This is a genomic window from Parasediminibacterium sp. HNIBRBA5674 (assembly GCF_056745525.1).
Genome location: NZ_JBQWIE010000033.1, coordinates 1 through 24,957 on the forward strand (window position 1 = coordinate 1; position 24,957 = coordinate 24,957).

The following is a 24,957-nucleotide window of genomic DNA, read 5'->3' on the forward strand; positions in this document are numbered from 1 at the left end:
GGATGATGTGTATATTAAACGATAAGTTCTTAGAAAATATACTCTTTAAAGAAATTTAGATGCGTTTGCCCTGGCTTTTAAAAGTGGTAAGCCTATTTTTTAAAATATTATGCCACTTTACAGTTGCATCAGTCACTTCTTTAAAATTGTCATTCACTTTAATAGTTACGCTACGCACCTTTTAAGCAGTATTACTCTATTGTGAAGTTGCATTAGTCACTTAATAAAAAATGTTACTAACCTAAACAGTTACTTGGGTCACTTCTTTAAAATCTTTTGTCACCTTTATAGTTGAGTTACTCACTTCTTTCGAAGCTTTACTCACCTTAATAGTTATACTGGTCACCTCTTTAAATGCGCTACACGTTTTTACAAAGCTTTTAAGTGTTACTTAAAATATCGCACCCCTTTGCATACGCATTTCGATAGCATTTTACAAACCAATACTCAATAGCTTTAAACTATCATTCTATCAAATAAATAGATAGAAGTTTTCGCTATGGGCTTGCTACATTTGTTTACTCAAGAAAAATAACATAAAAAATTTGCCGTTATGAATACTGAACAACACACAGCTACCACTGGTAGCGAAGCAAAATGCCCTTTTATGCACGGTGCAGCACCTAAGCAAACGGCCGGTACTGGCACTGGCAACCGTGATTGGTGGCCTAATCAGTTAAAGCTGAATATTTTACGCCAGCATTCAACTTTGTCTAATCCTATGCACCCTTCTTTTAACTATGTAGCCGAGTTTAAAACGCTTGACCTTGCTGCTGTTAAAAAAGATTTGTTCGACTTAATGACCAATTCACAAGATTGGTGGCCTGCCGATTATGGTCACTACGGGCCTTTCTTTATTCGCATGGCTTGGCACAGTGCAGGTACTTACCGCATTCAAGATGGTCGTGGCGGTGCAGGTATGGGCTTGCAACGTTTTGCGCCACTTAATAGCTGGCCAGATAATACCAACCTAGATAAAGCTCGTTTGTTGCTTTGGCCATTAAAAAAGAAATACGGTAAAAAATTATCTTGGGCCGATTTAATGATACTAGCAGGCAACTGCGCACTAGAATCTATGGGCTTTAAAACCTTTGGTTTTTCTGGTGGTAGAGAAGATGTATGGGAGCCAGCAGAAGATATTTACTGGGGCGCTGAAAAAGAATGGTTAGATGATAAACGCTATAGTGGTGACCGTGATTTAGAAAATCCTTTAGCGGCTGTACAAATGGGTTTAATTTATGTAAATCCTGAAGGGCCTAATGGCAATCCTGACCCGTTAGCATCTGCAAGAGACATTCGTGAAACCTTTAAGCGTATGGCTATGAACGATGAAGAAACCGTAGCCTTAATAGCTGGTGGTCACACATTTGGTAAAACACATGGCGCTGCAAATCCTGAACAATACGTAGGTAAAGAACCTGCTGCTGCTGGTATTGAAGAGCAAAGTTTGGGTTGGAAAAATACATTTGGTAGTGGCAATGGTATTAATACTATTACCAGTGGTTTAGAAGGTGCATGGACCACCACACCTACACAATGGAGCAATAACTATTTTGAAAACTTGTTTGGCTTTGAATGGGAACTAACAAAAAGCCCAGCAGGTGCACATCAGTGGCAACCTAAAAATGGCGCAGGTGCAGGTACAGTGCCAGATGCACATGATGCTACCAAACGTCATGCACCGTTTATGCTCACAAGTGATATTGCTTTAAGAGTAGATCCTGCTTACGAAAAAGTATCAAGACGCTTTTATGAAAACCCAGATCAGTTTGCAGACGCTTTTGCACGTGCTTGGTTTAAATTAACCCATCGTGATATGGGGCCAATAAGCCGTTACGTAGGTGCAGAAGTACCTGCTGAAGTATTAATTTGGCAAGACCCAATACCTGCTGTTACACACACTTTAATTAACGATGCAGATGCAGTTACTTTAAAAGCAAGCATCCTTGCTTCGGGCCTAACAGTTGGTCAGTTGGTAAGTACAGCTTGGGCTTCTGCCTCAACTTACCGCAACTCTGATAAACGTGGTGGTGCCAATGGTGCACGTATTCGTTTAGCACCTCAAAAATATTGGGCGGTAAATAATCCTGCACAGCTAGATAAAGTGCTAGATGTGTTAACTGGTATTCAAGCTGCATTTAATAGTACACAAACAGCAGGTAAAGCAGTGTCTTTAGCCGACTTGATTGTACTAGCTGGTAATGCAGGTGTAGAACAAGCAGCAAAAAATGCTGGTCACACTATCAGCGTACCATTTACGGCTGGCCGTGCCGATGCTACACAAGAAGAAACAGATGTAGAATCTTTTGCAGTACTAGAACCAATAGCCGATGGCTTTAGAAATTATGTAAAAACTCGAACACATACTGCTGCTGAACATTTACTAATAGATAAAGCACAATTACTAACCCTTACTGCACCAGAAATGACGGTATTGGTAGGTGGTATGCGTGTATTAAATACCAATTTCGATGGTTCTAAACATGGTGTATTTACAGATAAACCAGAAACATTAACCAACGACTTTTTTGTAAATCTGCTAGACTTTGGTACTACATGGAAAGCAACTTCAGAATATCAACAAGAATTTGTAGGTACAGATAGAGTTACAGGTGATGTAAAATGGACTGCCACACGTGCTGATTTAATATTTGGTTCTAACTCAGAACTAAGAGCATTGGCAGAAGTGTATGCTTGTGAAGATGGTGCAGCGCAATTTGTACAAGACTTTGTAGCCGCTTGGACCAAAGTCATGAACCTTGACCGTTTTGATTTGGCTTAATAGTAAAATAGTATTTTAATGTTAAAGGTAGCTTGGTAACGAGCTGCCTTTTTTGTGCTCAGTAGCCAGTATTTACAATACTTTGCTTCTTAGTAATAACTTCTAGTTGTAGCTTATAGCTACTCAAGTTGTTAGTTATCACCCAAGGTTGTAAAGGCTTTGATACGTGTGTTTGTGTGCGTTATTTTGTTCTAAATTTAAAATAATAAAACATGTACACAACGAAATTGTCATTGAAAAAACTAACATTAGTAGCAGCATCTGCCATTTTATTTTTAGGTGCTTGTAAAAAAGATGAAGCCGCAGCACCAGTAGAAGAAGCCAGTATTTTTATTAAACACATGTCGCCCGATGCGCCAGCAGTAGATCTTTATGTGGATGGTACGAAAGTAAATACTGCCGCCGTAACTTTTAATAGTAATACAGGTTATTTAAAAGTAAAAGCAGGTGCAAGAAATGTTAAGATAAATAATGCAGGTACTAACACAACTATTCTTAACAGAGATATTACACTAGTAAAAGATAAAAACTACACCCTTTTTGCAGCTAACAGATTATCTACATTAGAACCAGTTCTAGTGGAGGATAATTTAATAGCACCAGCTGCTGGTAAAGCACATATACGTTTTGTACACTTAAGTCCAGATGCACCTAGTGTAAATGTGGTAAATGGTACAAGCACTACCAATTTATTTACTGCATTGACATTTAAAGTTAGCAGCACTTTTACACCAGTAGATGCAACTAGCACAGGCTCAAGCTTTACATTTAATGTACGTAATGCAACTACAAATGCTAGTGTTGCTTCTGTACCAGCCACTTTAGTTGCCGGCAAAATTTATACAGTAGTAATTAGAGGATTTGCAACACCACCAACTAATAATACAAATGCTTTAGGTGCAACACTTATCACCAATAAATAGTTAATAGTACACACGCTCATATAATTAGTCCCACTGTAGGTGTCATGGTTTATGCAGTGGGCTAATTATTTTTAAATGCTTAATCAATATCTTCTGCCAAGCTTGAACTAGCTTCTAGTAAGGTAAGTATGGCATTGTACATAACGTGATGGTCCTCTTTTTTTAGTTTAAGTGTATGCTGTAAATCATGTAAATATAGGACGACCTCTTTCTTACCTATTTTGTTCGCATCAAACTTATGTGGTCTACGAATTTCAAATTCATCCTTCAATAAATCTAGTACTGGTACATCTAAAATTGAAGTAAGTTGCTTCACGTGGGTAACAGTTAGTTGCGTAAGATTATTCTCAATTTTACTGTAAGCATTTTGCGAAATGCCCATTTTTGTAGCTATATAGCTTTGAGAGTAATTGCGTAGCTCTCTAAATTGTTTAATAATGGTGCCGGGCATTTTAGGTTGAATTATTAAAGTCAGTAAAGACTAACTGATAAATACCGATACAGTTAGTTGTTTTTCAGTAATTGCAAATTTAATGATACGATGACTTCAATAAACAAATAGGCAGTGTATACTTTTTATTTCCCACCAAATGCATCCAATATTTACATCACTTCTATTATATACCTATGCCTTTGTGCATAATCAGCAGCTGTTGCAGCATCTCTGCGCATCACAGCTACTAAGATTGAGGTTGTTACTTTATTAAACGCAGGCCCACTTTTTACTTCCTTTACATCACCACAGCCTATGATACCCCATTTTATCATCTTAATTCGTTTGTATTATTTAGTAAAATTACATCAGTGTACTTAAGTATGTATTGCTAGCTTTTTTACAGGCATTTACTCAGTCTTCTTCATGCAATCGTTACCATACAAGTTTAGGTTTAAATCCATTGCTACGTCACTACTTGTACTTTTTTTAAACACAACAGGCAGCTGTCTTTTAAAACAACTGCCTGTAATATTATAAAGCACTAACGCTTTTTTAAACTAAATCTATTTAAGCTTAGCAAGCCCATCAAGCGATGAGGCATCTGCTGGCTGTATAAGCAATGCTTTATTAAACAATGTTCTAGCATCGTTACTTTTTCCTAAGTTTAAATAGGTCCATGCTAGCATGTGATTGCTATCATAGTCAAATGGATAAAGGTTTACTACTTTCTCAAACAATTTAGCCGCTTGATCGTATTTTTTTCTGTTGTATAAAATAACACCTGCCCAGTAATTTGCCGTTATATTTTGCGCATCTATTTTTAGTATGTCCTCATAGGTTTGTAATACTTTATCCCAGCTTTCTAGGGCAGATAATGGTTTTACTAAGCCAAGTTTTGCTTCTACTGCATACGGTTTTAAGGCTACTGCTTTTTGGTAATAGTTCTGCGATTGGGTGTAATTTTTGTTCATGTAACTAAGCCAACCTAGGCGCAAGTTGGTTTCGTAGTTATTATCATCGTGCACTTTTGTTAGGGTTGCAATAGCCTCGCCATATAGCTTGCTATATTCTTGTGCGTAGCTGTCTTTAAAAGCTTTTTGCAATGCAGAATTACTTGTTTGTGCGAATGTGTTAATAGCTATGAAGATGATAGCTAAGGTGATAGTTTGTTTTTTTAAAATTTCCATGTTAAACCTCCTGTGATTGAATGTTGATTAAATGTATTGTTGGTATTATAAAGTTGTCTCTGCTCTAGCGTGTAGCCAATATTTAAAGTGCATTTAGATGATAAAGGGATGTAACAAAATAGCCCGGCTTTAAATAAGTTTTTATCTATTTGATTATAAATGTATAGGCCATCATTTTCAAGCAAGTTGGTAAAAGTGCCAAGCGTTGCATTGCCTTCAAGCCAAAGCTTTTTAGATACTTGTACACCTATAACTTGTCGCACATTAAATGCCGAACCACTTGGTCTGTTTCTAAAAATGGCAGTAGTAAAGCCATACAATTTTAAATTGCCTAAGGGGTAAATACCTATTTGTGCATTGTATTGGCTAATGGTAGAATCAGTAATGGTAGAAAAAATAGCATCAGCTTGTACATCAAAATAATTACTAAAATATTTGATGCCTACTAGTGTCGATTGATTGTTATACACAGTATTGTCTAAAGTGGTTTGTGTATAATGGTAAGCTGCTTTTAGCTGCCAATGACTGTTAATATTGGCAGTTATTTTATTGTAATACTCGCCTTGGTTAATGCCTACTGTTTTATAAAGCGGTGGCGGTGGAAATCCTGGTCTTATAGTATTGGTTAATGAAATAGATTGATTAAATAAAGCACCAGCTTGATGCATGTGAATATTGTAGCCAAACCTGTTTTTGAGTTCTATTTTTTCGTAGTTCGTATTATCTCTAAGACTTGTGTTGGTGGTTTTAAAACTCCCCTCAATACTAACTTCAGTAAAAGCAAGTTTTGTAAGTTTTTCTTGGGCTATCACTTCTTTAGATAAATATTTAACCTGCCCATCGGCCAGTTCTGGTTGGTTTAAATACTTTCTGCATAGCCATATATAATAGTGTGCAGTGTTATTGTACGAGTCATTTTTTAGCACCTGTTCATACTGATGTATCGCTTCGCTAAAATTGTTCAAAATAAATGCAGCATAACCTATGCGTAAGCGTAGTAAAGTAAAATCTTGTTTGGCTTGCACGGCTTCTTTACCATAAGCCAATAATTCTTTCCAAGAAGCCTTTTCGTATAAATCATAACTCCTGGTATTTACCTCGTCATACGTTAAGGTTTTTTGTGCCATTGCATACATAGTAAGTGTGATGCAAATGCAAAATAGGATTGGTTTTAGTGGCTGCATAAGGCAGAGATTGTTTGTTGGTTATTGGTGATTGAAAAAGAATGTATTTGCCCGTTGTTAACATACACACTGGCGGTAGATTGAGGCTTGCCAATGCCAAATAATTCAAGGGTTTGTGTACTAGTGAAGGATATGCTGCCACTATTTAATACGCCATCAGTTTGTTTTACCTCGCTTTGATAACGCATACGAATGAATATGTAAAACGGTGCCAGCACATCCTGCAACCATTTGATGGGATTTACAGAAAATACATTTAGGGGAAAATGGTCTTTAACATTTATTTGTTTATCAGAACTCAATAACACTTTGTAAGCTGCTTCGTAAAAATGATAGAGCAGTGTTTTTTTAGAACCAAAATAATTGGTAAAATAAAATGCAGTTCCATTGTTAATGAAATAAGCAAATGCATTTTGCGAAGCACAATATAAATAGGTTTCATTGTAAATACTGGTACAAACTTCCCAAGCTTCTTCAGCAAAATTTTCAGCTTGCACGTTTAAAATATACCCTGGTTGAAAATTAAAGGCCTGTTGCAATTGTGTATTGCCAGCAACATTGCTTACAAAACTACCTTCTGCTGGTGTGCTATAATTTTGCAACACAACCTCTTTGTTATTTTTTGTGGTAAAATAACTAATTGGATAAGCCAACGTTTTAGAGCCAACATACGGTGTTGCTTGTACTTGAAAGTGTAAATGTGGTTCTGGTGAACGACCAGAATTACCTACCAATGCAACTATTTCTCCCTTTTTTACATAAGCACCTTTAACCACTTTAAAGGAATGCTTTTTAAGATGCGATAGTTTAGTGTATAAGCCCTCTGCATGTTTAATTACGATACTGTTTCCCCAGTTTTGTTGTGTATTATTACCACCAATTTCATTGTCTTCTACATGGTCAATTATATCTTCAACAATACCATCTGCTGGCGCCAATACAGGCTTATTGTAGCAATAGAAATGTTCAGGTAAATTTCCTGGAAAGCGATAGGTTTTCATGTCACTATCTAGTATTACAAAGTCTAAAGCTTTGCTCCAATCGCCCTTGTGTGTCATGGTGCCATCATAGCCTTGGCTTACCATCCATTCACCCATAAATGGTAAGGATAATTGGTGATACACATTGTTCATTAACCTGTCTCTGCCATTTATGTAGCGATATAAATTTGTTTCTGGGCTGTAATATTGAATGGGTGTAAGCACTAGTTTACTTGGCCTTGTACGCATTTGCAACATGTATAAAAACAGAATTACCGTAATGCAAAATGGTAAAGAAAAAATAGGTACTCCAACTTTAAACAGTAAACTTCCTACGCCTGAAACCATTAAATAAGCAATAGGCACCGAAATGAAAATCCATAAAAATGAACGGATAGAAGGGATTAAATAAAAGCCACCTAATGCTACAGCTACCAACATGAAATTAGTACCCATATTGTAGTAGCTTACATCAACTTGATTAAAGCTACCCATTAAAACCCCAAAGAAAATTGCAACCGTGTACCCAAAAACCATTAGCATAAAGGCTATTCTAGAATAAATTATTAAGCCAATGGATAAAATAATACCTGACGCAATATTTACTTGAAATAAAATGGCACTCATACTTCTAAAAAAGCCAGCAACAAAATCTGGAATACTCCAGTTCTCAATCGTAGCAATCACATTTACTAGTCTATTACCACCTAAAGCATACATCTCGTTATACCAGTAAATATGCCTGTATGTTAATCCAATACCGCCAAAACTTTTAGAAGCTACAATTAATAAAGCAGTACTTATGATAAATGCTAAGGATAAAGCTGGCAACCCTCTTTTATTTAAAATTGCATTTAATGCAGTAGCAATAAAAAATGTAAGCAAAGCGCCTACAATTAATAAGGCGGCAAACGCAATTCCAAATTCAAAATTGGTTCCAAAGCCTAGACCAAATAAAACCACACTGTATGTTAGTAAGCCATTTTCTATTTGCGCTTGGCCAAAGCCCAATGCATGTGCTGCAAGAATGGCAACTATTACTGCTGCTAAGCCACAGGCACCTGTAAAAGGTGTAAAAAATGAAACCACTAAAATGAGCGATGCAAAAATTTTATTCTTAGAAAAGAATAGCATGCCATAGCTGTTTAATACAGCACTTGCCATGTATTTAGTGAATGATATAATAGAACCTACTTTCAATTTACTTTTTTTAATTAACCACAACAATTAAACGATACAATATGGCACAACGTTGTGAAACGATTTTACGTTGTGCCTCTGTGGTGAAGCTTTACAAATTAATTTCCTTCAAATATTCTGGCAATATTTCCATTTGCTCAATGTACTCAAGTGTTTCAGCTCGCCTTATTAAATGCGTATTGCCACTTTCGTCAATCAGTACCACGTTTGGGCGCATTTGTATAAACTGCATCCACTGTGTCATATTGTAAGCACCTACTTTATGCACCACTACATGGTCACCACGGTTTAGCAATGGCATGTTGATGCTGCTTCTTACCACATCAATATTCATACACAATGGGCCATACAGCACCATATCTTCTGTGTGGTGTGTAAAATCTTGAGCAGGGCTCATCTTGTGTTCGTACCAAAATGCGGTAAATAAAATATTCACTCCAAAATCCATAATGGTTGCTTTACGTCCATCGCTTAAGCGCTTGTTAGCCAATACAGTACCCAACAAATACCCAGCATCATCTATTAATGCTCTGCCACTTTCTAGTATTAGCAAAGGCAATTCTTCGGTGTTAAACCCAATATTGTATAAGGCATTGGTAATTGCTTCTGCAAATTCATCTACACTTGGTATCATATCTGCCGAAGGCATATAGGCACCACGTAAATTATTGGCTGTTGGTAAGCCGCCACCCATGTCTAAATATTGAATAATGGTATTCAATTGGGTTTTTGCATTCCATGCTAAGTCGCCCAATTTGCGCACAGCAATTGCATACGCTTCTGTACTTAGCATAAATGTGCCTATGTGGCAGTGCAACCCTGTTAATTGTAATTTACCCGAAGCCACAATTTTATTCATGGCGGTCCAAGCCTGCCCATTTTCGTAGTTAAAACCAAATCTATCCCACATAGGGTAAATACCTGTATCCATATTTACACGAATGGCAACTCTTGGTTTTTTATTCATCTTGTCAGCCAAATCAATTAATTGATACATCTCTTCAAAATGATCGATGTGAATCAATGAATCGTTATTAATGGCCAGTGTTAATTCTTCATCCGATTTTTCAGGACCATTAAAAATAATTTTATTGCCTGGTACACCATTACCCAAAGCTTTTCGGTATTCAAAGCCACTCACCACTTCACCCCAGCTACCTTCTTGGTGAAAAATTTTGCACACAGCATTTATGTAATTGGTTTTATAGCTCCAAGCAAATTGCACTTTTGGGTAGCGGGTTTTAAATGCACGAACCGCACTTTGGTAGGTTTTGCGAATGGTTCTTTCACTAATCACAAACACCGGCGATCCATATTTTTCTATCATACTTTTTACCGAAACGCCATCTATGTGTTTTACAGCTTCGTACTCGGTACGTGTACCATATTTGTTCATTAAACCAGCATTCATTTTTTGAATACTTGGGCTTTCGTATCTTAATTTTTGCATGGTATTTTTTGTTTTTATTTCACACAAAGTGCACAAAGAATACAATGTACACTAAGGGTATAATTGGTTTTATAATTAATAAATTCTTTCGTTGCGGTCTTTGTAATCTTAGTTTCTTCGTGTGAAACGGTTACAACTCGCCAAAGCCACTTATTTGTTGAAATTCTTTTACATCAGTTATATGATCCCACGAATAGCGAATGAATATTTTACCTACTTCATAATCTGTATAGGGCTGCACATCATCACCTAACGCCATTTTAGCTAAAGCCGCAGGTTGATTTTGCCCAGAAGCAGCCGTTAAATAAATCCATGCAGGAAAACGCGGATTTATTTCCATAATGTACGGTACACCTGCCTCGGTTCGCATAATTTCCAGTTCACAACCGCCTTTCCATTTAGTGGCTTGTACAAAGGTTTTGGCAAGTGCAATTAGTGTATCATCTTCAAGTGTAATGCCAGCCCAAGCTTTGCCCTTATCGGTGATGTACAGCTTTTTCATGGGAATAATGCTGGCAGCGTTGCCTTTACCATCGCCTAGCACCGCAATATTTATTTCATTGCCACTAATAAATTGTTGTACTATAATTGGGTAGCCCCATTTAGCCGTGAGTTTGTAAAATGCCTTTTGTGCTTGCTCAATGGTATAGGCAATTACCGCATCGTAGTATTTACCTTTTACTACTATTGGATAGCCAAACAAGTCAGCACAAGTGTACAATTCATCTACACTATATATTACTTTATCAGCAGGCACAGATAAGCCATATTTTAATCCAAATTGATAGAGATTCATTTTTTCCCTCGCATCAAACTGTTCAAAAGTTGGTAAAAATGTAGCAATACCCATACTTTTTAATGTTGGTGCCAGCTTCATAAAGTTGTACAGTTCTGCATCAAAATTTGGAATGAGTACGTCAATCTTTTCCTTCTCGTGTATGTATTTTATGCGATTAAGTAATGCTTCTGTGCCAGCACCAGGGTAGGTAATTTGGTAGGTTTTATCTACCACATCGTGTAAATAAATACCTGGTTCCATAGTCTCGTAAGCTAGGCCAATAATGCGTAATGGTTTTGGCAAGCCATCTCTTAAGGCTCTTATAACTGCAATGCCAGGGCCAGGGCTGTCAATAGCGTTCAAGCCTGTAACGGCAACCGTAAGGTGTTGTTTGGTTTCATTCATGGCAAAAAGGTTTAGGTTTATTAAAGGCGCAGGTTATTGTTCTAAAACATTGGCATATTTTAGTTGATTGGCAAAATCGTCCCAATCTTTTTCCAATTGGGCATTGGTTACATCGTAACGTTCTAGTATTTGTGATTTGATGGTAGAAGCAGGAATGCCTTCTTTTAGTAAGCCTAAAATTTCGGCTGCAATTGGATTGGCTGAGTACGAATCTCCTGTTGAAGGATTGAAGATGAAACCAGATTCACTGGTAGCAATGTTTTTTTTCAGGTGCATAAACAAGTCGTTTTAAATGGTTAGGTAAGGCTTTTTTTAAGCGATATTGTATGTATTTGCGCTCAAACAATTAGATGTGGTTACTGAAAAAAACTTTTGTTGTTAAATGTTACTATTTTGTTAATGCCTTGTGTGCTTACCAAGGGCGCAGTTTCACCCATATATAATCATCCATTAGCACACCATTTTTTAGTACTGCTTTGCGTCTCAAGCCTTCAAGATAAAAGCCATTTTTTTCAAGTACGCGCATAGATGCTTTGTTAATTTCAAAAACCTCAGCATATAATCTTATGATATCGTAGTAATAAAATGTATAGTCTACCATTTGCCTTACCGCCTCTGTGGCTATACCTTGCCCCCAAAAAGGTTCTGCAAGCCAATAACCAATTTCGGCAGACATAATATACACATCGCTATTTAAAATAAGACCAATACCACCAACAGCTTGCCCATCTATATCTATTGCAAGATTTACAATAGGTGAGGCATCAATAGTTTTTTCTAGCCAAGCAATTCCATCTGCTTCGGTATAAGGTGTAGGAAAATAATTGCGCAGGTTGTTCCAGATATTGACGTTATTAGCATACAGCACCAAGTTTTCCAAATCGGTTTGAACCCACTGCCTTATAGTTACAGCCATTGGAATAAATTTGAGATGACAATTAAAAATCGTTAGACGACAAAACTAGCAGTAACCTTTGCTGCTGCATTTTTTATTACTTATAATCCTATCAATTTATTATGATGACGTAGATTGTTAATATGCTGTATTGATGAATATTTTTTTAAATAGTAGTGCAATGATTCATTTATCCGGCTACTCTTTTACAATGGTTTGTTTATACACTTGTTCGCCTGTAATGGTAAGTACATAACTGCCTTTTGCAAAGCCGCTTGTAGCAAGGCTTACAAAGTTGTTGCCTGCTTGTAAGTATACCGTTTGTTGCCATACTACTTTGCCTTGTATGTCAGTTATTTTGATACTTGCTGTGTGTTTAGCTGAACTTTGTAACTGTATTTGCAACTGATCTTTTACAGGATTAGGATATACACTAAAGCGCACGTTGCTAGTACCAAGTTGCACACGCACAACTTGACTATAACTGATGCTGCCATCTTTATCTACAGCTTTGATGCGATAGTATAATGGTGACCCGGCATTACCAACGCTATTATCTCCAAAGCTATAATTGCCACTACCCACTGCTGTTACTGTGCCTATTTTACTAAAGCTATTACCATAGTTGCTGCGCTCTATAACAAACTGCTGCACATTTATTTCATTTGCTGTTAGCCAATTTACTTGTACTTGAGATGCAGCAGTTTGGCTAGCACTTAGGTTGGTAAAGTTCAGCGGTAAATTTGCCACCGTAAATACCAATCCATTCGAGGTTAACGTACAGCCACTACTTGTAGTGCCACTTACAGAGTAAGTACCACTCACTAGTGGTTTTATTTTGTTGGTAATAGCACCATTCATTACGCTACCATCTAAGTACCATTGTATATTATTCACTGCATTGGTAAGCAAGCTGTCTTGTGCAGCACCTACAATTGTAATTGTAGGTAAGCTAGCTTGTGTAGCCACCACGGCCGCTCTTTCGCTCACATCATCCACTGTTTTTACTTTCATGTCGTAGAGGTAATAATAAAAGGCAGGGTAGGTACTTGCGCTAGTACCAGCCTGTACACTATTGCCTGTAAGCGATACTATGTTAGGTATGGTGGTAAATGGGTACAAACTATTAGTGGTAGAAAGATTGTTGTTTCTAAATAGGTTCATATTGTTGTCACTTGTGGTAGCCCGTATAGCATAGCTTACTATAGCGCCTGCACTTGGTAGCGACATGCCTACATAATAAATAGCCCCTGTATCGCTTGCATCATTTGCAGTTACAGTGCCTGCTTGTGGTGTAGGGTGTGTAGCGTATACATTTATGCTTGGCCCGCCAAAGTCATAGTACGAATAGCCCGAACTTGTTTCACTTGCAAGGTTATACAAGTTTAAGTTTACAGTGCCAGGATATTTGCTAAATAACCGCACACTTTCTAGTATCATAGGTGTGGTTGCAGTGTATTTCATGTAAGCACTAGGTGCGCCTTGGTAGCCACCACCACTAGGGTAGTTGTTTTTGCTAGTAATACCTACACCTGTTCTTGCGCCGCTTTCTACATATACAGTATTGCTAGGCGGTACACTGTTTAAACTAAGGCTTGTACCTGCGCCAATAGGTGTAGTACTTGTGGCGGTACTGTACCAATAATAGTTAGTACCAGCTACAGTATTGCTGATGGTATAAGTAACGCTTGTAGGACTACAAATTACACCACTAGCTACTGGTGCAGCAGGCTTAGCAGCAATAGCCACACTGCTTGTAAGGGTATTGTTACTAGCATCTTGATCGTCTGTGGCAGTAGCAGTAATGCTAATGGTATAGTTGGTAGCAGGTAAGCTAGTAAAGGTTTTCTGAAAAGTATACACAGCGCTATTACCAGCCGTTATAGTAAGAGGGCAGGTTACACTAATAGTTGCTATAGTTGTAGCACCATTGGTTACGGTAGCAGTTAAGGGTATATTGCTTTTGTCTACGCTGCCATAGTTTCTTAGTCGCACTGCTATTAGCTGCGCAGCATTACTACCGCTACCAGTAATAGGCGTTACCAATTCTGTTACGGCTATATCATTGCTTGGTTGTACCACACGTAATCTATAATCTTGCGTTTCACCATTAGCGTAGCTACCACAAGCTTGTACATCACTCGCAGTACTAGTTTCTTGTGCTATTATACGCATACGCAAGTAGCTGCCTTTGGTAATATTACTCGCAGTAGTAACATTGGTAGTAAACACACTGCCATTGGTAAGTACACCACTTGTAGCTACTAGTTCACCTGCATCGGTAAAACTACCGTTGCTATTATAGTCTATAAATACCTTCACTATTTTATTGGCATTAGTGCCATCGCAGCTAGCCACTTTTACAGTAAGTGGCAATGTTTTATTAGCTTCTATATCGCCTGTAATATTGGTATTGTCAGTATAAGTAGTACAGCTAGTGCTGCTCTTTTTTTGTATATTGGTAAATGATACGCTATCAATATAAGTACCTGCACTATTGCTAGCGCTTGATGTACAAATAGCCGTTCCACCTACACCACTTACTAACAGTGCGTAAGCTTGCGAGCCTCCAGATAATGTGCCTTTGTGGCTTATGGTAATGGTATACGTTTGGCCAGGTACCACACTGTCTATATTAATGCGCTCAACATTGTCTCTTATATTATTGCCTTTAGTGGCTGCATTAGCAGGGTTGTTGGGGTCAAGTATCCAAGGGTAGTAAGTGGTGCTGCCTTTGGTTATGCGTATGTCTAGGTCATTTACTAGTTTTATGGTGCGGTCGTTTAGGGCATTGGCATAAGGTGTTACTGTACCACTTTTATCAGTCCAGCATAGGGTAGCAATTAGCTGTCCTTTTCCAGTGGCTACAACTGTTTGTGTGTAAGTCGCACCATTGGCCAAAGTATTTTCATACAGTAAATACTCGCTTGTAGTGCTGTTATTATTAGTAATGGCAGCTTTAATATGTGTGGCTGCTTTTTCTACATTCAACAAGCCCCAGCCAAACTTATAATCAGGCCCATCTGCACTACCTGCTTCTTCTGCAGTATGTATGGCGAGCCCTTTTAGTGTGGCTGAACGCATAAAGCTACCTGCTTTTAGTTGTGCATAATATTCTTGTAGTAATAGTAAAGAGCCTGTGGCATTTGGCGAAGCCATAGATGTACCACTTAACGATTCATAATTACTATTGCCACTTGCTACGCTAGAGGTAAGGTTTACACCATCTGCTACAAGGTCTGGTTTTATTCTGCCATCATCTGTAGGGCCCCAACTGCTAAAGCTACTCATCACCACATCGCTAGGTTTGGTATAGCCACTGCTAATACCGTTTACCGCACCTATGGTCAATATGTTTTTAGCATTGGCATAAGTAGGTAAAATATCATAGCCATCGTTGCTGCTAATGCCCACAGGCCTATTGCCAGCTGCTACCATTTGGTCATTGGCATTATAGCGATAATAGGGGCTACCCACCGCAGGGCCATTGGTACCACGGTTATTGCCTGCTGCTTTTACAATTAAATAGTAAGGCGCATTGTAAGCAATATCATCTAGTGATTTTGAATCATCATCGTAATAGCCAAAGTTTACATCTTCATTTTCATTAGGCCTGCCCCAAAATTCCCATCTAGCAGGGCTACCATCGCTAGGCGACGAATTGTATAGCCAACCTGCAATAGTACCATAAGAGTGGTTAGATAATATAATATTTGGTGCTTCGGTGGTAATTTCAGCTATATCGTTATAAAAGTCGTAAGCCAATATGCCTTGCAAGCCATAAGCCATACCTTTCGCTATTGGGTTTACACCGCTAGCCATCATAGTGCCTGTTACGTGTGTGGCATGGTCGCTAAGCGATGCAGGTGCATCTTTTTGGGTAATTCTACCTGCTAGCTCTACGTGTGTACTTAGTACGCTACCCCCATCCCAAATGGCTAGTTTGTTTTTTAAAAAAGCTGAACTACCGCTAAGGTTTAGCCCCGATGCACCACCTGCCCATAATTGATTAGCCCTTGTGGTAGCGGCTGCCACCGTATTGTTGTAGGCAATATAATATTTAGGCAGGCCGCTAGGTGTAATGCCTACTAGGTAAGCTTTAGCCCCATTTTTTGTGGTAATCACCAAATCCCACTGTTTGATTTTTGCTAGTGATAATGCTTTGGCGTAGTTAGCATTCGCTTGTTCACTTGCTTGTGTAGCATCTTTTTTAAGCTGCGTGGTGTTGGTAGTGGTTTGCGCTATGGCAATGGTACCAAGGCATAAGATACTCGCAAGCGAAAGAATGAACGGCTTAAACATACAGTGTATAGTTAGGTAGATGATGTATTATTAAAAACGAGAACACTAATGTAGTGGTTTTAGGTAAACCTGTGAATAAAAAAGCCCACTCAATTGGGAAATAGACGATAGAAAACACTCCATAGACCCTAGCCGCCAAAACCATCACCCATCAACTATCCTTTTTGGCTTTATAAAATTGTGTCACTTTTTTTGTGTCATTTTTTTTAACACAAATTTTTTGACACAAAAATGTGTCAGTTTTTAATTTTGATAAAAATTTGACACAACCATGAATACCATTACAGATATACGTGAGCGTTTAGGGCTTACTAACCAGCAATTGGCAGATTATCTTGGCATAAGTTATAGTTTACTCACCATGTGCCAAAGCAATAAACGCAGCTTGCCCACCAATGCTAATTTGCAATTAGTAAGGCTAGCAATGGCACTGCAACAATTACCAGTTTTGCCCGCTACAACAACCAATATTACCGAAACCAATATTGCGCTAAATCAACAAATAGATACACTAAAGTTGCAACTACATTTTGCAAAGCAAAAACTAGCACAGATGACCAAGCTATACCAGCAAGCCACCACACAGTTGCAAGTGGTACAAGCCTTAACGGCGCAACCGCCAAGTGGCAACGCTGCTCAAAAAGAACAGCTATGGCTAGCTGCGCTAGAAGCTGAGGCCAATGTAACGCTACAACAAAATACTACTAGCAAACAATTGCTACTGCAAGCACAGGTAAATAATTTGCAATACTATATTACCCAATTAGAAAAGCTTAAACAATAGTTAATTAAAAATAATTTAACCAAAATAGGCTTTTTATTTAAATATTAGTTAAAGCCGCTAAAGGGTTGTTTGCTACATAAAAACCTGCAATATTTTTAAGTCATTATTTCATTTTAAAATTTAAAAAAATGGCTTACTCTGTAGCAACAATCACAAAAAAAGCAGATTGCGACGTGTTAATTAACGACGCAAAAAAAGAAAAAGACGATTTAGAATTTCGTAAGCTAGCCCAGCAAAGGCAGCAAACTAGCTACACCGAAAACTCGGTAGAACTAGACGCAGAACTAACCCAAGTAAATGGCGAGCTAGCAGCTTACGACACCATTATTGCAGGGCTACCTGATGGTGAATTAAAGGCCGAGCAGATTAAGAAAAAGAAGAAAGCAGAGCTAAAACAATTTTTACTTACCGATAAGCAGCACGACTATGGCGTGGTAGCTTTATTGGCGAAAGAATTGGATTTAGCAAGATTGGAAAAAGACATTGAAGAAACCAACAACTTTATTTCAGCCTTAGAAGCCCACAAAGCCACTTTGCCGTAGTATTTTAAAGGTGATTGAAGAAGAAAGCCGTCTCAAGTAATGCTGAGGCGGCTTTTTTTGTGGGGGGAAACAAAAAATAGATTTTAGGGTAGTGATGTTCAATATCAGTAAAACGAAATAGCTATATTTGTATCTAATGATTTTAGCAAATAGAAATATAGATTCCTTAAGAAGTTTATCTCAAATCTTCACAACCTCAAATTTTAAAAAAATTGTTAGAGAGAACGACTATAAATTCACCCAAAAGAATATCAAAAAGTATTGTTCATCTAATTCAATAAATACTACATTTTCAAGTGCCATCAAGATTTTATATTCAGAATTGCAAAATGAATATCGAAGTGAATATTTCTACAAAAACAATCTTTTATCAAGCTATTTACTTAAGCATTACAGCCTAAAAACAACAAGGGTGTTTAATGAGTTTAAAATAGCTAACTCAATAGCTGATTTTGTATTACTTAATGGTTCTGCTAAGGTTTTTGAAATTAAAACAGATTTGGATGGTCTTGAAAAGTTAAATAAACAAATTAACGATTACGTACAATTTGCAGATTTTGTTTATATAGTGACTAGTCCAAAATATTTGGATAAAGTAATGCATGATTATTCAAATACAACAATTGGAGTAATTGAATTTACAACACGGAATAAGTTTAAAGAGCATAAGAAGGCTGAAAATAATACACATCATTTTGACTATTTAACAATTTTTAAAACGCTGAGAAAGCCTGAATATCTCGAAGTTATACTCAATCACTTTGGATATATCCCTAAAGTTCCGAACACTAAAATATTTAAGGCATGTTTAGATTTAGCTACTCATATTCCAATTGCTGATTTCCAAAAAATAGCCTTTGGTAAATTAAAAGAAAGGAAAATTAAATGTTCTAACTTGTTAGAATCAGACAAAACACCTTTTGAAATCAAGCAGATTTGTTATAACCTTGATTTTTCAGAACAAGAATATGAAACCCTATATACTTTTCTCCAAAAAACTATCTAAATGTATTTCCCATACTTACGTGGTAAACAATTTGAGCTTATTGCAATAAGAGAAATAAGTACACTTTTGGAGAAAAATAAATCCAAAATCTCTCCTATTATTGAACCTGTAAAAGATTCAACTACATTCAAAAACACGCTAAATGATTTAAAACTAAAAGGAATAAATTTTACAGTAGTCATCAATCCAAAAGTTGGTGATATGCAAAATGCGACTTCAAATATATTGGCATTACTAAGCAAAGAATTAGGGCAATACCATAATTTTCAATTAGGTATAATTTTAACTGGTAAAGAGAACCATAAAACCTTTTTAAGTACATTAAAAAAGCATCCATCTTTGTTACATGGCTTAACATTAATACATAATGCTGCCTACGAGAATATTGATGATATTGTTAGTGATTATAGCGCAATTGTGCCAGTGAAATATAATGTTGTACATTTTAGTAAAACGAATAGGAGGTATTATAGAAATTTTGATTCTGCAACAGTTGTTGAGTTAGATGATTATTTTTCTTCACAACAAAAAAATTCAGATTATAAATCTGTTGATGAAAGTGACTTTTCCGAGGAACATATTTTCTACAAAAAAGACGGCTTTGTAGGATTTTCAGATTTTTTAACTATTGGCGATAATTATTCAGAAAGTGGATTTCTTCCATGGGCAATAGCTATTCATTTATCATATTCAGATTCTACAAAAAAAATTAAGATAAAGCACTTTGTTTCTGATTCAAATGATAGTAATTCAGATATTGGCGGCAAGTTTGAGGAAGCTCTTGATAAATTGGTTACATGGTGCGATTTAAATAAGATCAAAACGAATGCAGTAGACATTTTTCGTGAATTACATATTTCTGGGCATTTCCCAGGGTTAGGAACTGTAAAAAAATTGTCTATTATGAACCATATTGAACTTGTAATAAAACTGCTTTAGTACTATGTTTTGTTGTTCAGAATGCTTTTCTAGTTCATACTTAAAAGATATAATCAATAGTAATCAATCTATCGGTAACTGCGATTTTTGCGGGACTACAAGCATTGCAATTTATGACCCGAAAGAATTGGTACTCTTCTTTCAAAACATATTCGACTTGTATAAAGTAGATAATTCGAATGGTAACTCTATTGAGATTCAAATTGAGAATGATTTTCAGGGCAAAATATTTTCTTCTAAAATGCTTATTAATAGAAAACTACTTTTAAATGAAATCATTTCCGATGATTTTGATAAATATAAAAGACTATTTAAAAGTAAGGTTGTGTTAAAGCATACCTCAAGTGCTGAAACAAGTAATCAAGTAAAACCACTACAAATATCTTGGGAGAAATTTGCAGAAGAAATAAAATCAACAAACCGCTTTCACATACAGAACAATTTAGACTTATTCAAGCTTAAGCGTTTACTTTCAAGATATGTAAAACATATACAAAAAGGGAAAAAATACTATAGGGCAAGAATTTCTGAAAGCCTCGAAGGTTATAAAATTGGTGAAATGAAAAACCCTCCTCCAGAAAAAGCTAAAGCTGGAAGAGCTAATCCTTTAGGCATATCATATTTATATATAGCAAATGATATAAAAACTACACTTTATGAAGCACGTGCCTCATTATTTGACTATGTAACTATAGGCGACTTTAGGTTAAGAGAAGAAATTAAAGTTATAAACCTGAGAGGAGATACATACGATCCAATAATTCTTGCTGAACAAGGGGAACTGGAAGACTTTCTTATTCATTTGCCTTTTATAACTAAACTTGAACAAGAACTTTCGAAACCAAGAAGAAGAAGTGATAATGAGCTTGATTATCTTCCAACACAGTACCTTTCTGAATTTGTAAAATCAATTGGGTTTGATGGTGTTGAGTATCAAAGTTCATTATATCAAAATGGATATAATCTTGCAATTTTTAACCCGAGTAAATTTGAATGCATAAAAGTTACCGTATTTGAAATTGAGAAGATAGACATAAATCATAAGATAGTGGCTAAAAAGAGTAATTTTTAGAATTATAACTCATCAAGAGTTTCACAACCAAATCTCCACTCACCAAAATCCCCAACATGTTATGAGCATTGAGGAAACCATTAAGCAAGAAATAGCTGCCAACGAAGCCATGCAACAATATTTTAAGCAGTTTTCAGACTATAGTATTCAATCGTTTATAGACTCTTACGCCGTGTACAAAGGCATTTGGCTAAAACATGGTAAACGCTATGCGGATAATGAAGAACAGCATGGTATTCAGTGGGTAAGCAAGGCATCGGAACATTTGCAATATATTCAACAAAAAAAACTGTTTGATGCGCAGTGTTTGTGGCGTGCCGAACAACTAGCAATACCTGAAATAGAGGTGTGCTTCGATTTTAGGATTTGGGAAAAGGATATTTTGAACTGCCCTTTTATAGAACCTGTAAGCGAAAGCGATATAGAATTATACACGCAATATTTGTTAACGCATTATACCGAGGAAGACATTAGTTGGCGCACCTTTCACGAAAGTTGGCAAGATTACACGGAAATAATTGAAGCCTATAAAACCAATAACGAGAATAGAGATTTTCCAGAATGGTACGACTTTTATAATGGTCAGCGTGGCACAGGTGTGTACATGACCCTGCCCGATATAAGAGGCGAAAAGGAGGAGTTTTATATGGATCTAGCTAGGAATTATGAAAAAATGAACGCTAAAGAAACAGAACCAAAGCCACAGCCTCTTGTAATTCCCAAATATTTAAGCTATCACGATAAAGACCAACGAGATTATTTTGTACAAACATTTGAAAACAAAGAAGTACAAGCTTATTACAAGGCGTATGAATGGAGCGAAAGGAATAGTGGCTTGAAAGAAGAATTGGGCTATTACTTAGAAGTGTTGTACGAAGCTGACGAGCCTGTAGCGATGGAAGCACATATCAATTGGGAAGAAGCCGTGAAAAAAGCTGCTAAAAAATATACCTGTAAAAAGATTGCAGAAGCACTGCCAGAAGCTTGTGAGCAATACATGATAAATGTACAATTGAACATTGCTTTTCCTAATGAGAAAAAAAACAAAAGGTCATGGGATGCCATTAGAAATATGTATGAAGAGGGTATTTTACTAGGTAGAAAAGTAAACGGCGAGCCAGAAGATTTTAATTTTTAGGTGAGATATAGTTAAACCTATAAGGTTGCAAAAACCTTATAGGTTTGATCCAAGAATAAATTGTGTCAGTTTTTTTGTGTCATTTTTTTTAACACATTTTTTTTGACACAAAAATGTGTCAGTTTTTATTTTAGATAAAAAAGTGACACAATGCGTTGTAAACCTGATAGGTTTGATGAAGTGATATGAAGGCAATAATATTTACAAATTATCGCTGCCGCTTATAAATTCTATGCTGTCACTTTTACTAAAGTCAGAGCTAATGTTTAGTGCCACTTCCTTTTTATCGTACACAATGCGTAAAAAAGCAGTGGCAGGTGGTATTTTACCAAGGTTATCGGCAAATATGGTAAATCTGTTTACTTGCCCTTTAATTACAGGTATTTTAATGATAAAGGGTGAGGCTTTTAAAGCTACCTTGCTAGCAATCTTCTCATTATTATATATAATACTCACTTCATCACCATCTATAATACCATCATCAAATAAGCGTATTTCCACAGAATCACCTTGTACCGTATATCTAGCCACTTGTTCGGTTGGTCGCTTGGTAAAGTTTGGTTGAGTAGGTGTAGCTTGCGGCTGTATGGCAAGCTTACTGCTATCTGTTATTGGCTTGCTTGTATCTTCTGGTGTAGCATAGGTTATTTTAAGTAGGTAGGGCTTACTAGGTTCACGTCTATCATTAGAATACATAGATATATTACCTACTATATATATGCTATCTCGCTCTTGTATGCGTTGCAATTGTGCAGAAGTTATTTGCCATTCTTCAGCCTTTCCACCACTGTATCTATCTATTTTTCGGTACACACTGTTGGTAAATCGTAACCCATTGGCACCAATAGTAGCGCTAAGGGCAAATGTTTCACCACCTTCTTGCAAAGTACCTAGTAAGCCGCCCTCAGTATGTGATAGGCTAAGTTTTACTGCATTTTGCTCTATTATGTAGTTGCCGCTCCAGTCGTATTTATACAATATGCCGCTGTAATTACCATCAATACTATCTAAAGCTAAGTTGTGTTCAACAGCTTGGTATTTATTGTAGCTGCGAATAAAAGATGCTTTATCGTAACGTGTTACGGGCCATTTGTTCTCAGGTTCTTTTTCTGCTAGCTCGCTAATGCTTTGTTTATCACCCTTATCGGCACTTTTTTTAAGCCACTTATTAGCCTCTTTAATATTTTGTGGTACACCATAACCATTTCTTAAGCACAAGCCTACATAATACATACAGCTCGTATTGCCATATTCTGCCTCGGTGATAAATAAGTCGTAAGCAGCAGCATAGTTTTGCTTACAACCAAGCCCTTTATACAACATATAGGCAAGTGTAGCGTTTGCCCTATAATCGCTGCGTAAAGCTTTCTTAGAAAAGATACTAAAAGCGGTGGTATAATCTTGCTTAATTCCTATACCATCTTTATACATTTCGCCGAGCATATATATGGCATCTTGGTTACCATTATCAGCTGCCCTCAATATAAACTCAAAAGCACGTGTCATATCTACTGTTGTACCCATACCAAAACGATAATGCACACCTGCATCGTACATGGCTTTTGCATCCCCATTTTTAGCTTTTAGCAAGCAAATGGCATGGGCTTCTTCTAGGCTGGTAGGTTTGTAATGTTTATCTAAGCGTGGGTCTTTATTGATAATAGTGTTAGTGCTTTGCCCAAATGCTTGGGGCATTAAAGCAATGAAAAAACAATAGACAATGAGTCTTTTCATGCAATTATTGGCTTAATAATATGAGTAAATGTTGTGAGATCATGACAACTGACTACTAAAAACGTGGAAGACAATTATTTATTTTACCAATTGTGGTAGCAATAGGTATTTAACGAACATATTTTTCTAGTACAGCCATTTGTGGCTTATCAGATCCATTTTGTGGGTGTATAGAGAGCGGATAGTTGTTCCACCAAGCGCCTGCTGCCCAATAATTTGCCGAAATACCTTTTTTATAAATGTAGGCAAGGAAATTATCCATCACTTCTAGCCATCTGTTATCGTTATTTGGCACGCCAAACTCGCCAATAATGCCTTTTTTGTTATGTTTTTTTAGCCAATCTACAAATGGTTTCACTTTTTCTACACCCATATCGGCCGTTATTTTACGCTCAAACTTACCATCGTAATTACCCGAATGATCGTAATCGAAATAACAATGAGCATCATATATAATCCTGTCGTATGGATCTTTAAGCTTTCGAAGTTTATTATTATCGTGTTTCCAATCGTAACTATGAGAGCTATTTTCTCCATCAACTATTATATATGCATTGTTATCGGCTTCTCTTATACCATCAATAGCGTGTTGGGCAGCTTTGCGCCACTTTCTGCCAAAAATATTTCTTGGCTCGTTCATAATATCGTAGCCATAAACGTTATAATTAATTAAAGCAGTAGCAATTTTTTTCCATACGTCTTTATAATTGTCATAATCTAACCTAGAAGTGCCAAGCGTTAATACTCTATTACCTCTGGTATAGCTGGCAAAATTTTGCATGGTGAGCGATACTTGCACATTGTATCTACTACATTTTACTAAGAAGTTTTTTATTTCCGATAGTTCGTTGTCGTCTAGTTCGCCATTCAATTCGTGTTGAATTCTTTCCCATCTAAAAGGAAGGGCAATTACGCCAAAGCCTTTACGTGCAAAATATTGGATATCGCTTTCTGTGGGATAAATATAATCTCTATTGAGTGTGCCGGGTAAATTTTGAAATCCAAATTCGGCACCACAAAGATTGATGCCAAGTTTAAAAGGTAGGTCTTGTGCGTTGGTTTTGATAGGGGAAATAAGGGTGATTAGGATACATAGGATTGGCGTTAAGCAATTTTTCATAGTTAAAGAAACGAAAAGAAGCGATTAATAATTTCATTTTGCCCCAAATTTGTGGAAAAAGTGCTTTTTTTTAAATTTTGGAAAAAATAATTCACAATAT

Annotated in this window: 20 protein-coding genes; 8 read left to right on the forward strand and 12 right to left on the reverse strand. The window is 36.8% G+C overall.

Features of this window, described 5'->3' with window-relative positions; genetic code table 11:
- Nucleotides 1-553: 553 nt before the first annotated feature.
- Both katG and ACT9TX_RS14645 read left to right on the forward strand, forming a co-directional pair.
- Entirely contained in the window at nucleotides 554-2,782 is a 2,229-nt protein-coding gene (katG, locus tag ACT9TX_RS14640) for a catalase/peroxidase HPI (protein WP_481339360.1), read from the forward strand.
- Nucleotides 2,783-2,994: 212 nt separating this feature from the next.
- Entirely contained in the window at nucleotides 2,995-3,705 is a 711-nt protein-coding gene (locus ACT9TX_RS14645; RefSeq protein WP_481339362.1) for a DUF4397 domain-containing protein, read from the forward strand.
- A 79-nt stretch (nucleotides 3,706-3,784) separates the two neighbouring features.
- Here ACT9TX_RS14645 and ACT9TX_RS14650 read toward each other — a convergent pair whose 3' ends face one another.
- From ACT9TX_RS14650 to ACT9TX_RS14695, 10 genes are all read right to left on the reverse strand, one after another.
- Nucleotides 3,785-4,156, reverse strand: coding sequence for a helix-turn-helix domain-containing protein (locus ACT9TX_RS14650; protein WP_481339364.1), 372 nt, complete (start codon nucleotides 4,154-4,156; stop codon nucleotides 3,785-3,787).
- Between the two features lie 152 nt (nucleotides 4,157-4,308).
- On the reverse strand, nucleotides 4,309-4,473 hold the full coding sequence (locus ACT9TX_RS14655; RefSeq protein WP_481339365.1) for a hypothetical protein: 165 nt from the start codon (nucleotides 4,471-4,473) through the stop codon (nucleotides 4,309-4,311).
- A gap of 231 nt (nucleotides 4,474-4,704) precedes the next feature.
- Nucleotides 4,705-5,328, reverse strand: a complete 624-nt coding sequence (locus tag ACT9TX_RS14660) for a tetratricopeptide repeat protein (protein WP_481339366.1) — start codon at nucleotides 5,326-5,328, stop codon at nucleotides 4,705-4,707.
- Nucleotides 5,316-6,512: a tetratricopeptide repeat protein gene (locus ACT9TX_RS14665; RefSeq protein ID WP_481339368.1), complete on the reverse strand. Its 1,197-nt coding sequence runs from the start codon at nucleotides 6,510-6,512 to the stop codon at nucleotides 5,316-5,318. Before ACT9TX_RS14665 ends, ACT9TX_RS14660 begins: the two co-directional genes overlap by 13 nt.
- On the reverse strand, nucleotides 6,500-8,692 hold the full coding sequence (locus ACT9TX_RS14670) for an urea transporter (RefSeq protein WP_481339370.1): 2,193 nt from the start codon (nucleotides 8,690-8,692) through the stop codon (nucleotides 6,500-6,502). Before ACT9TX_RS14670 ends, ACT9TX_RS14665 begins: the two co-directional genes overlap by 13 nt.
- A 91-nt stretch (nucleotides 8,693-8,783) precedes the next feature.
- Entirely contained in the window at nucleotides 8,784-10,142 is a 1,359-nt protein-coding gene (locus tag ACT9TX_RS14675; RefSeq protein ID WP_481339371.1) for a hypothetical protein, read from the reverse strand.
- A 130-nt stretch (nucleotides 10,143-10,272) separates the two neighbouring features.
- Nucleotides 10,273-11,325, reverse strand: coding sequence for an ATP-grasp domain-containing protein (locus ACT9TX_RS14680; RefSeq protein ID WP_481339372.1), 1,053 nt, complete (start codon nucleotides 11,323-11,325; stop codon nucleotides 10,273-10,275).
- Between the two features lie 33 nt (nucleotides 11,326-11,358).
- Nucleotides 11,359-11,601: a PqqD family protein gene (locus ACT9TX_RS14685; RefSeq protein ID WP_481339374.1), complete on the reverse strand. Its 243-nt coding sequence runs from the start codon at nucleotides 11,599-11,601 to the stop codon at nucleotides 11,359-11,361.
- Nucleotides 11,602-11,737: 136 nt separating this feature from the next.
- Complete coding sequence (locus ACT9TX_RS14690; protein ID WP_481339375.1) at nucleotides 11,738-12,241, reverse strand: GNAT family N-acetyltransferase; 504 nt, start codon at nucleotides 12,239-12,241, stop codon at nucleotides 11,738-11,740.
- A 177-nt stretch (nucleotides 12,242-12,418) separates the two neighbouring features.
- Nucleotides 12,419-16,522, reverse strand: coding sequence for a S8 family serine peptidase (locus ACT9TX_RS14695; RefSeq protein WP_481339377.1), 4,104 nt, complete (start codon nucleotides 16,520-16,522; stop codon nucleotides 12,419-12,421).
- A 271-nt stretch (nucleotides 16,523-16,793) separates the two neighbouring features.
- Here ACT9TX_RS14695 and ACT9TX_RS14700 point away from each other — a divergent pair, with 271 nt between their 5' ends.
- From ACT9TX_RS14700 to ACT9TX_RS14725, 6 genes are all read left to right on the forward strand, one after another.
- Nucleotides 16,794-17,306, forward strand: coding sequence for a hypothetical protein (locus ACT9TX_RS14700; protein WP_481339378.1), 513 nt, complete (start codon nucleotides 16,794-16,796; stop codon nucleotides 17,304-17,306).
- A gap of 128 nt (nucleotides 17,307-17,434) precedes the next feature.
- Nucleotides 17,435-17,848, forward strand: a complete 414-nt coding sequence (locus ACT9TX_RS14705) for a hypothetical protein (RefSeq protein WP_481339380.1) — start codon at nucleotides 17,435-17,437, stop codon at nucleotides 17,846-17,848.
- 136 nt (nucleotides 17,849-17,984) lie between these two features.
- Nucleotides 17,985-18,854 carry a sce7726 family protein gene (locus ACT9TX_RS14710; RefSeq protein WP_481339381.1) on the forward strand — a complete coding sequence of 290 codons (870 nt, stop codon included), beginning with the start codon at nucleotides 17,985-17,987 and terminating at the stop codon, nucleotides 18,852-18,854.
- Nucleotides 18,855-19,793: a sce7725 family protein gene (locus ACT9TX_RS14715; protein ID WP_481339382.1), complete on the forward strand. Its 939-nt coding sequence runs from the start codon at nucleotides 18,855-18,857 to the stop codon at nucleotides 19,791-19,793.
- Between the two features lie 4 nt (nucleotides 19,794-19,797).
- Nucleotides 19,798-20,865, forward strand: coding sequence for an RES family NAD+ phosphorylase (locus tag ACT9TX_RS14720; protein ID WP_481339384.1), 1,068 nt, complete (start codon nucleotides 19,798-19,800; stop codon nucleotides 20,863-20,865).
- Between the two features lie 61 nt (nucleotides 20,866-20,926).
- On the forward strand, nucleotides 20,927-22,003 hold the full coding sequence (locus ACT9TX_RS14725; protein WP_481339386.1) for a hypothetical protein: 1,077 nt from the start codon (nucleotides 20,927-20,929) through the stop codon (nucleotides 22,001-22,003).
- Nucleotides 22,004-22,204: 201 nt separating this feature from the next.
- On the opposite strand, the gene ACT9TX_RS14730 is transcribed toward ACT9TX_RS14725, so the two are convergent.
- Nucleotides 22,205-23,737 carry a tetratricopeptide repeat protein gene (locus tag ACT9TX_RS14730; protein ID WP_481339388.1) on the reverse strand — a complete coding sequence of 511 codons (1,533 nt, stop codon included), beginning with the start codon at nucleotides 23,735-23,737 and terminating at the stop codon, nucleotides 22,205-22,207.
- 109 nt (nucleotides 23,738-23,846) lie between these two features.
- Nucleotides 23,847-24,857, reverse strand: coding sequence for a glycoside hydrolase family 5 protein (locus ACT9TX_RS14735; RefSeq protein WP_481339389.1), 1,011 nt, complete (start codon nucleotides 24,855-24,857; stop codon nucleotides 23,847-23,849).
- Nucleotides 24,858-24,957: the final 100 nt, after the last annotated feature.

Coding starts and splice junctions, on each gene's coding strand:
- ACT9TX_RS14660 (WP_481339366.1), bottom strand. CDS start 5,328: ATGGAAATTTTAAAAAAACAAACTATCACCTTAGCTATCATCTTCATA.
- ACT9TX_RS14695 (WP_481339377.1), bottom strand. CDS start 16,522: ATGTTTAAGCCGTTCATTCTTTCGCTTGCGAGTATCTTATGCCTTGGT.
- ACT9TX_RS14705 (WP_481339380.1), top strand. CDS start 17,435: ATGGCTTACTCTGTAGCAACAATCACAAAAAAAGCAGATTGCGACGTG.
- ACT9TX_RS14655 (WP_481339365.1), bottom strand. CDS start 4,473: ATGATAAAATGGGGTATCATAGGCTGTGGTGATGTAAAGGAAGTAAAA.
- ACT9TX_RS14715 (WP_481339382.1), top strand. CDS start 18,855: ATGTATTTCCCATACTTACGTGGTAAACAATTTGAGCTTATTGCAATA.
- ACT9TX_RS14710 (WP_481339381.1), top strand. CDS start 17,985: ATGATTTTAGCAAATAGAAATATAGATTCCTTAAGAAGTTTATCTCAA.
- ACT9TX_RS14690 (WP_481339375.1), bottom strand. CDS start 12,241: ATGGCTGTAACTATAAGGCAGTGGGTTCAAACCGATTTGGAAAACTTG.
- ACT9TX_RS14680 (WP_481339372.1), bottom strand. CDS start 11,325: ATGAATGAAACCAAACAACACCTTACGGTTGCCGTTACAGGCTTGAAC.
- ACT9TX_RS14665 (WP_481339368.1), bottom strand. CDS start 6,512: ATGCAGCCACTAAAACCAATCCTATTTTGCATTTGCATCACACTTACT.
- ACT9TX_RS14730 (WP_481339388.1), bottom strand. CDS start 23,737: ATGAAAAGACTCATTGTCTATTGTTTTTTCATTGCTTTAATGCCCCAA.
- ACT9TX_RS14675 (WP_481339371.1), bottom strand. CDS start 10,142: ATGCAAAAATTAAGATACGAAAGCCCAAGTATTCAAAAAATGAATGCT.
- ACT9TX_RS14725 (WP_481339386.1), top strand. CDS start 20,927: ATGAGCATTGAGGAAACCATTAAGCAAGAAATAGCTGCCAACGAAGCC.
- ACT9TX_RS14700 (WP_481339378.1), top strand. CDS start 16,794: ATGAATACCATTACAGATATACGTGAGCGTTTAGGGCTTACTAACCAG.
- ACT9TX_RS14685 (WP_481339374.1), bottom strand. CDS start 11,601: ATGCACCTGAAAAAAAACATTGCTACCAGTGAATCTGGTTTCATCTTC.
- ACT9TX_RS14735 (WP_481339389.1), bottom strand. CDS start 24,857: ATGAAAAATTGCTTAACGCCAATCCTATGTATCCTAATCACCCTTATT.
- ACT9TX_RS14720 (WP_481339384.1), top strand. CDS start 19,798: ATGTTTTGTTGTTCAGAATGCTTTTCTAGTTCATACTTAAAAGATATA.
- ACT9TX_RS14645 (WP_481339362.1), top strand. CDS start 2,995: ATGTACACAACGAAATTGTCATTGAAAAAACTAACATTAGTAGCAGCA.
- ACT9TX_RS14650 (WP_481339364.1), bottom strand. CDS start 4,156: ATGCCCGGCACCATTATTAAACAATTTAGAGAGCTACGCAATTACTCT.
- katG (WP_481339360.1), top strand. CDS start 554: ATGAATACTGAACAACACACAGCTACCACTGGTAGCGAAGCAAAATGC.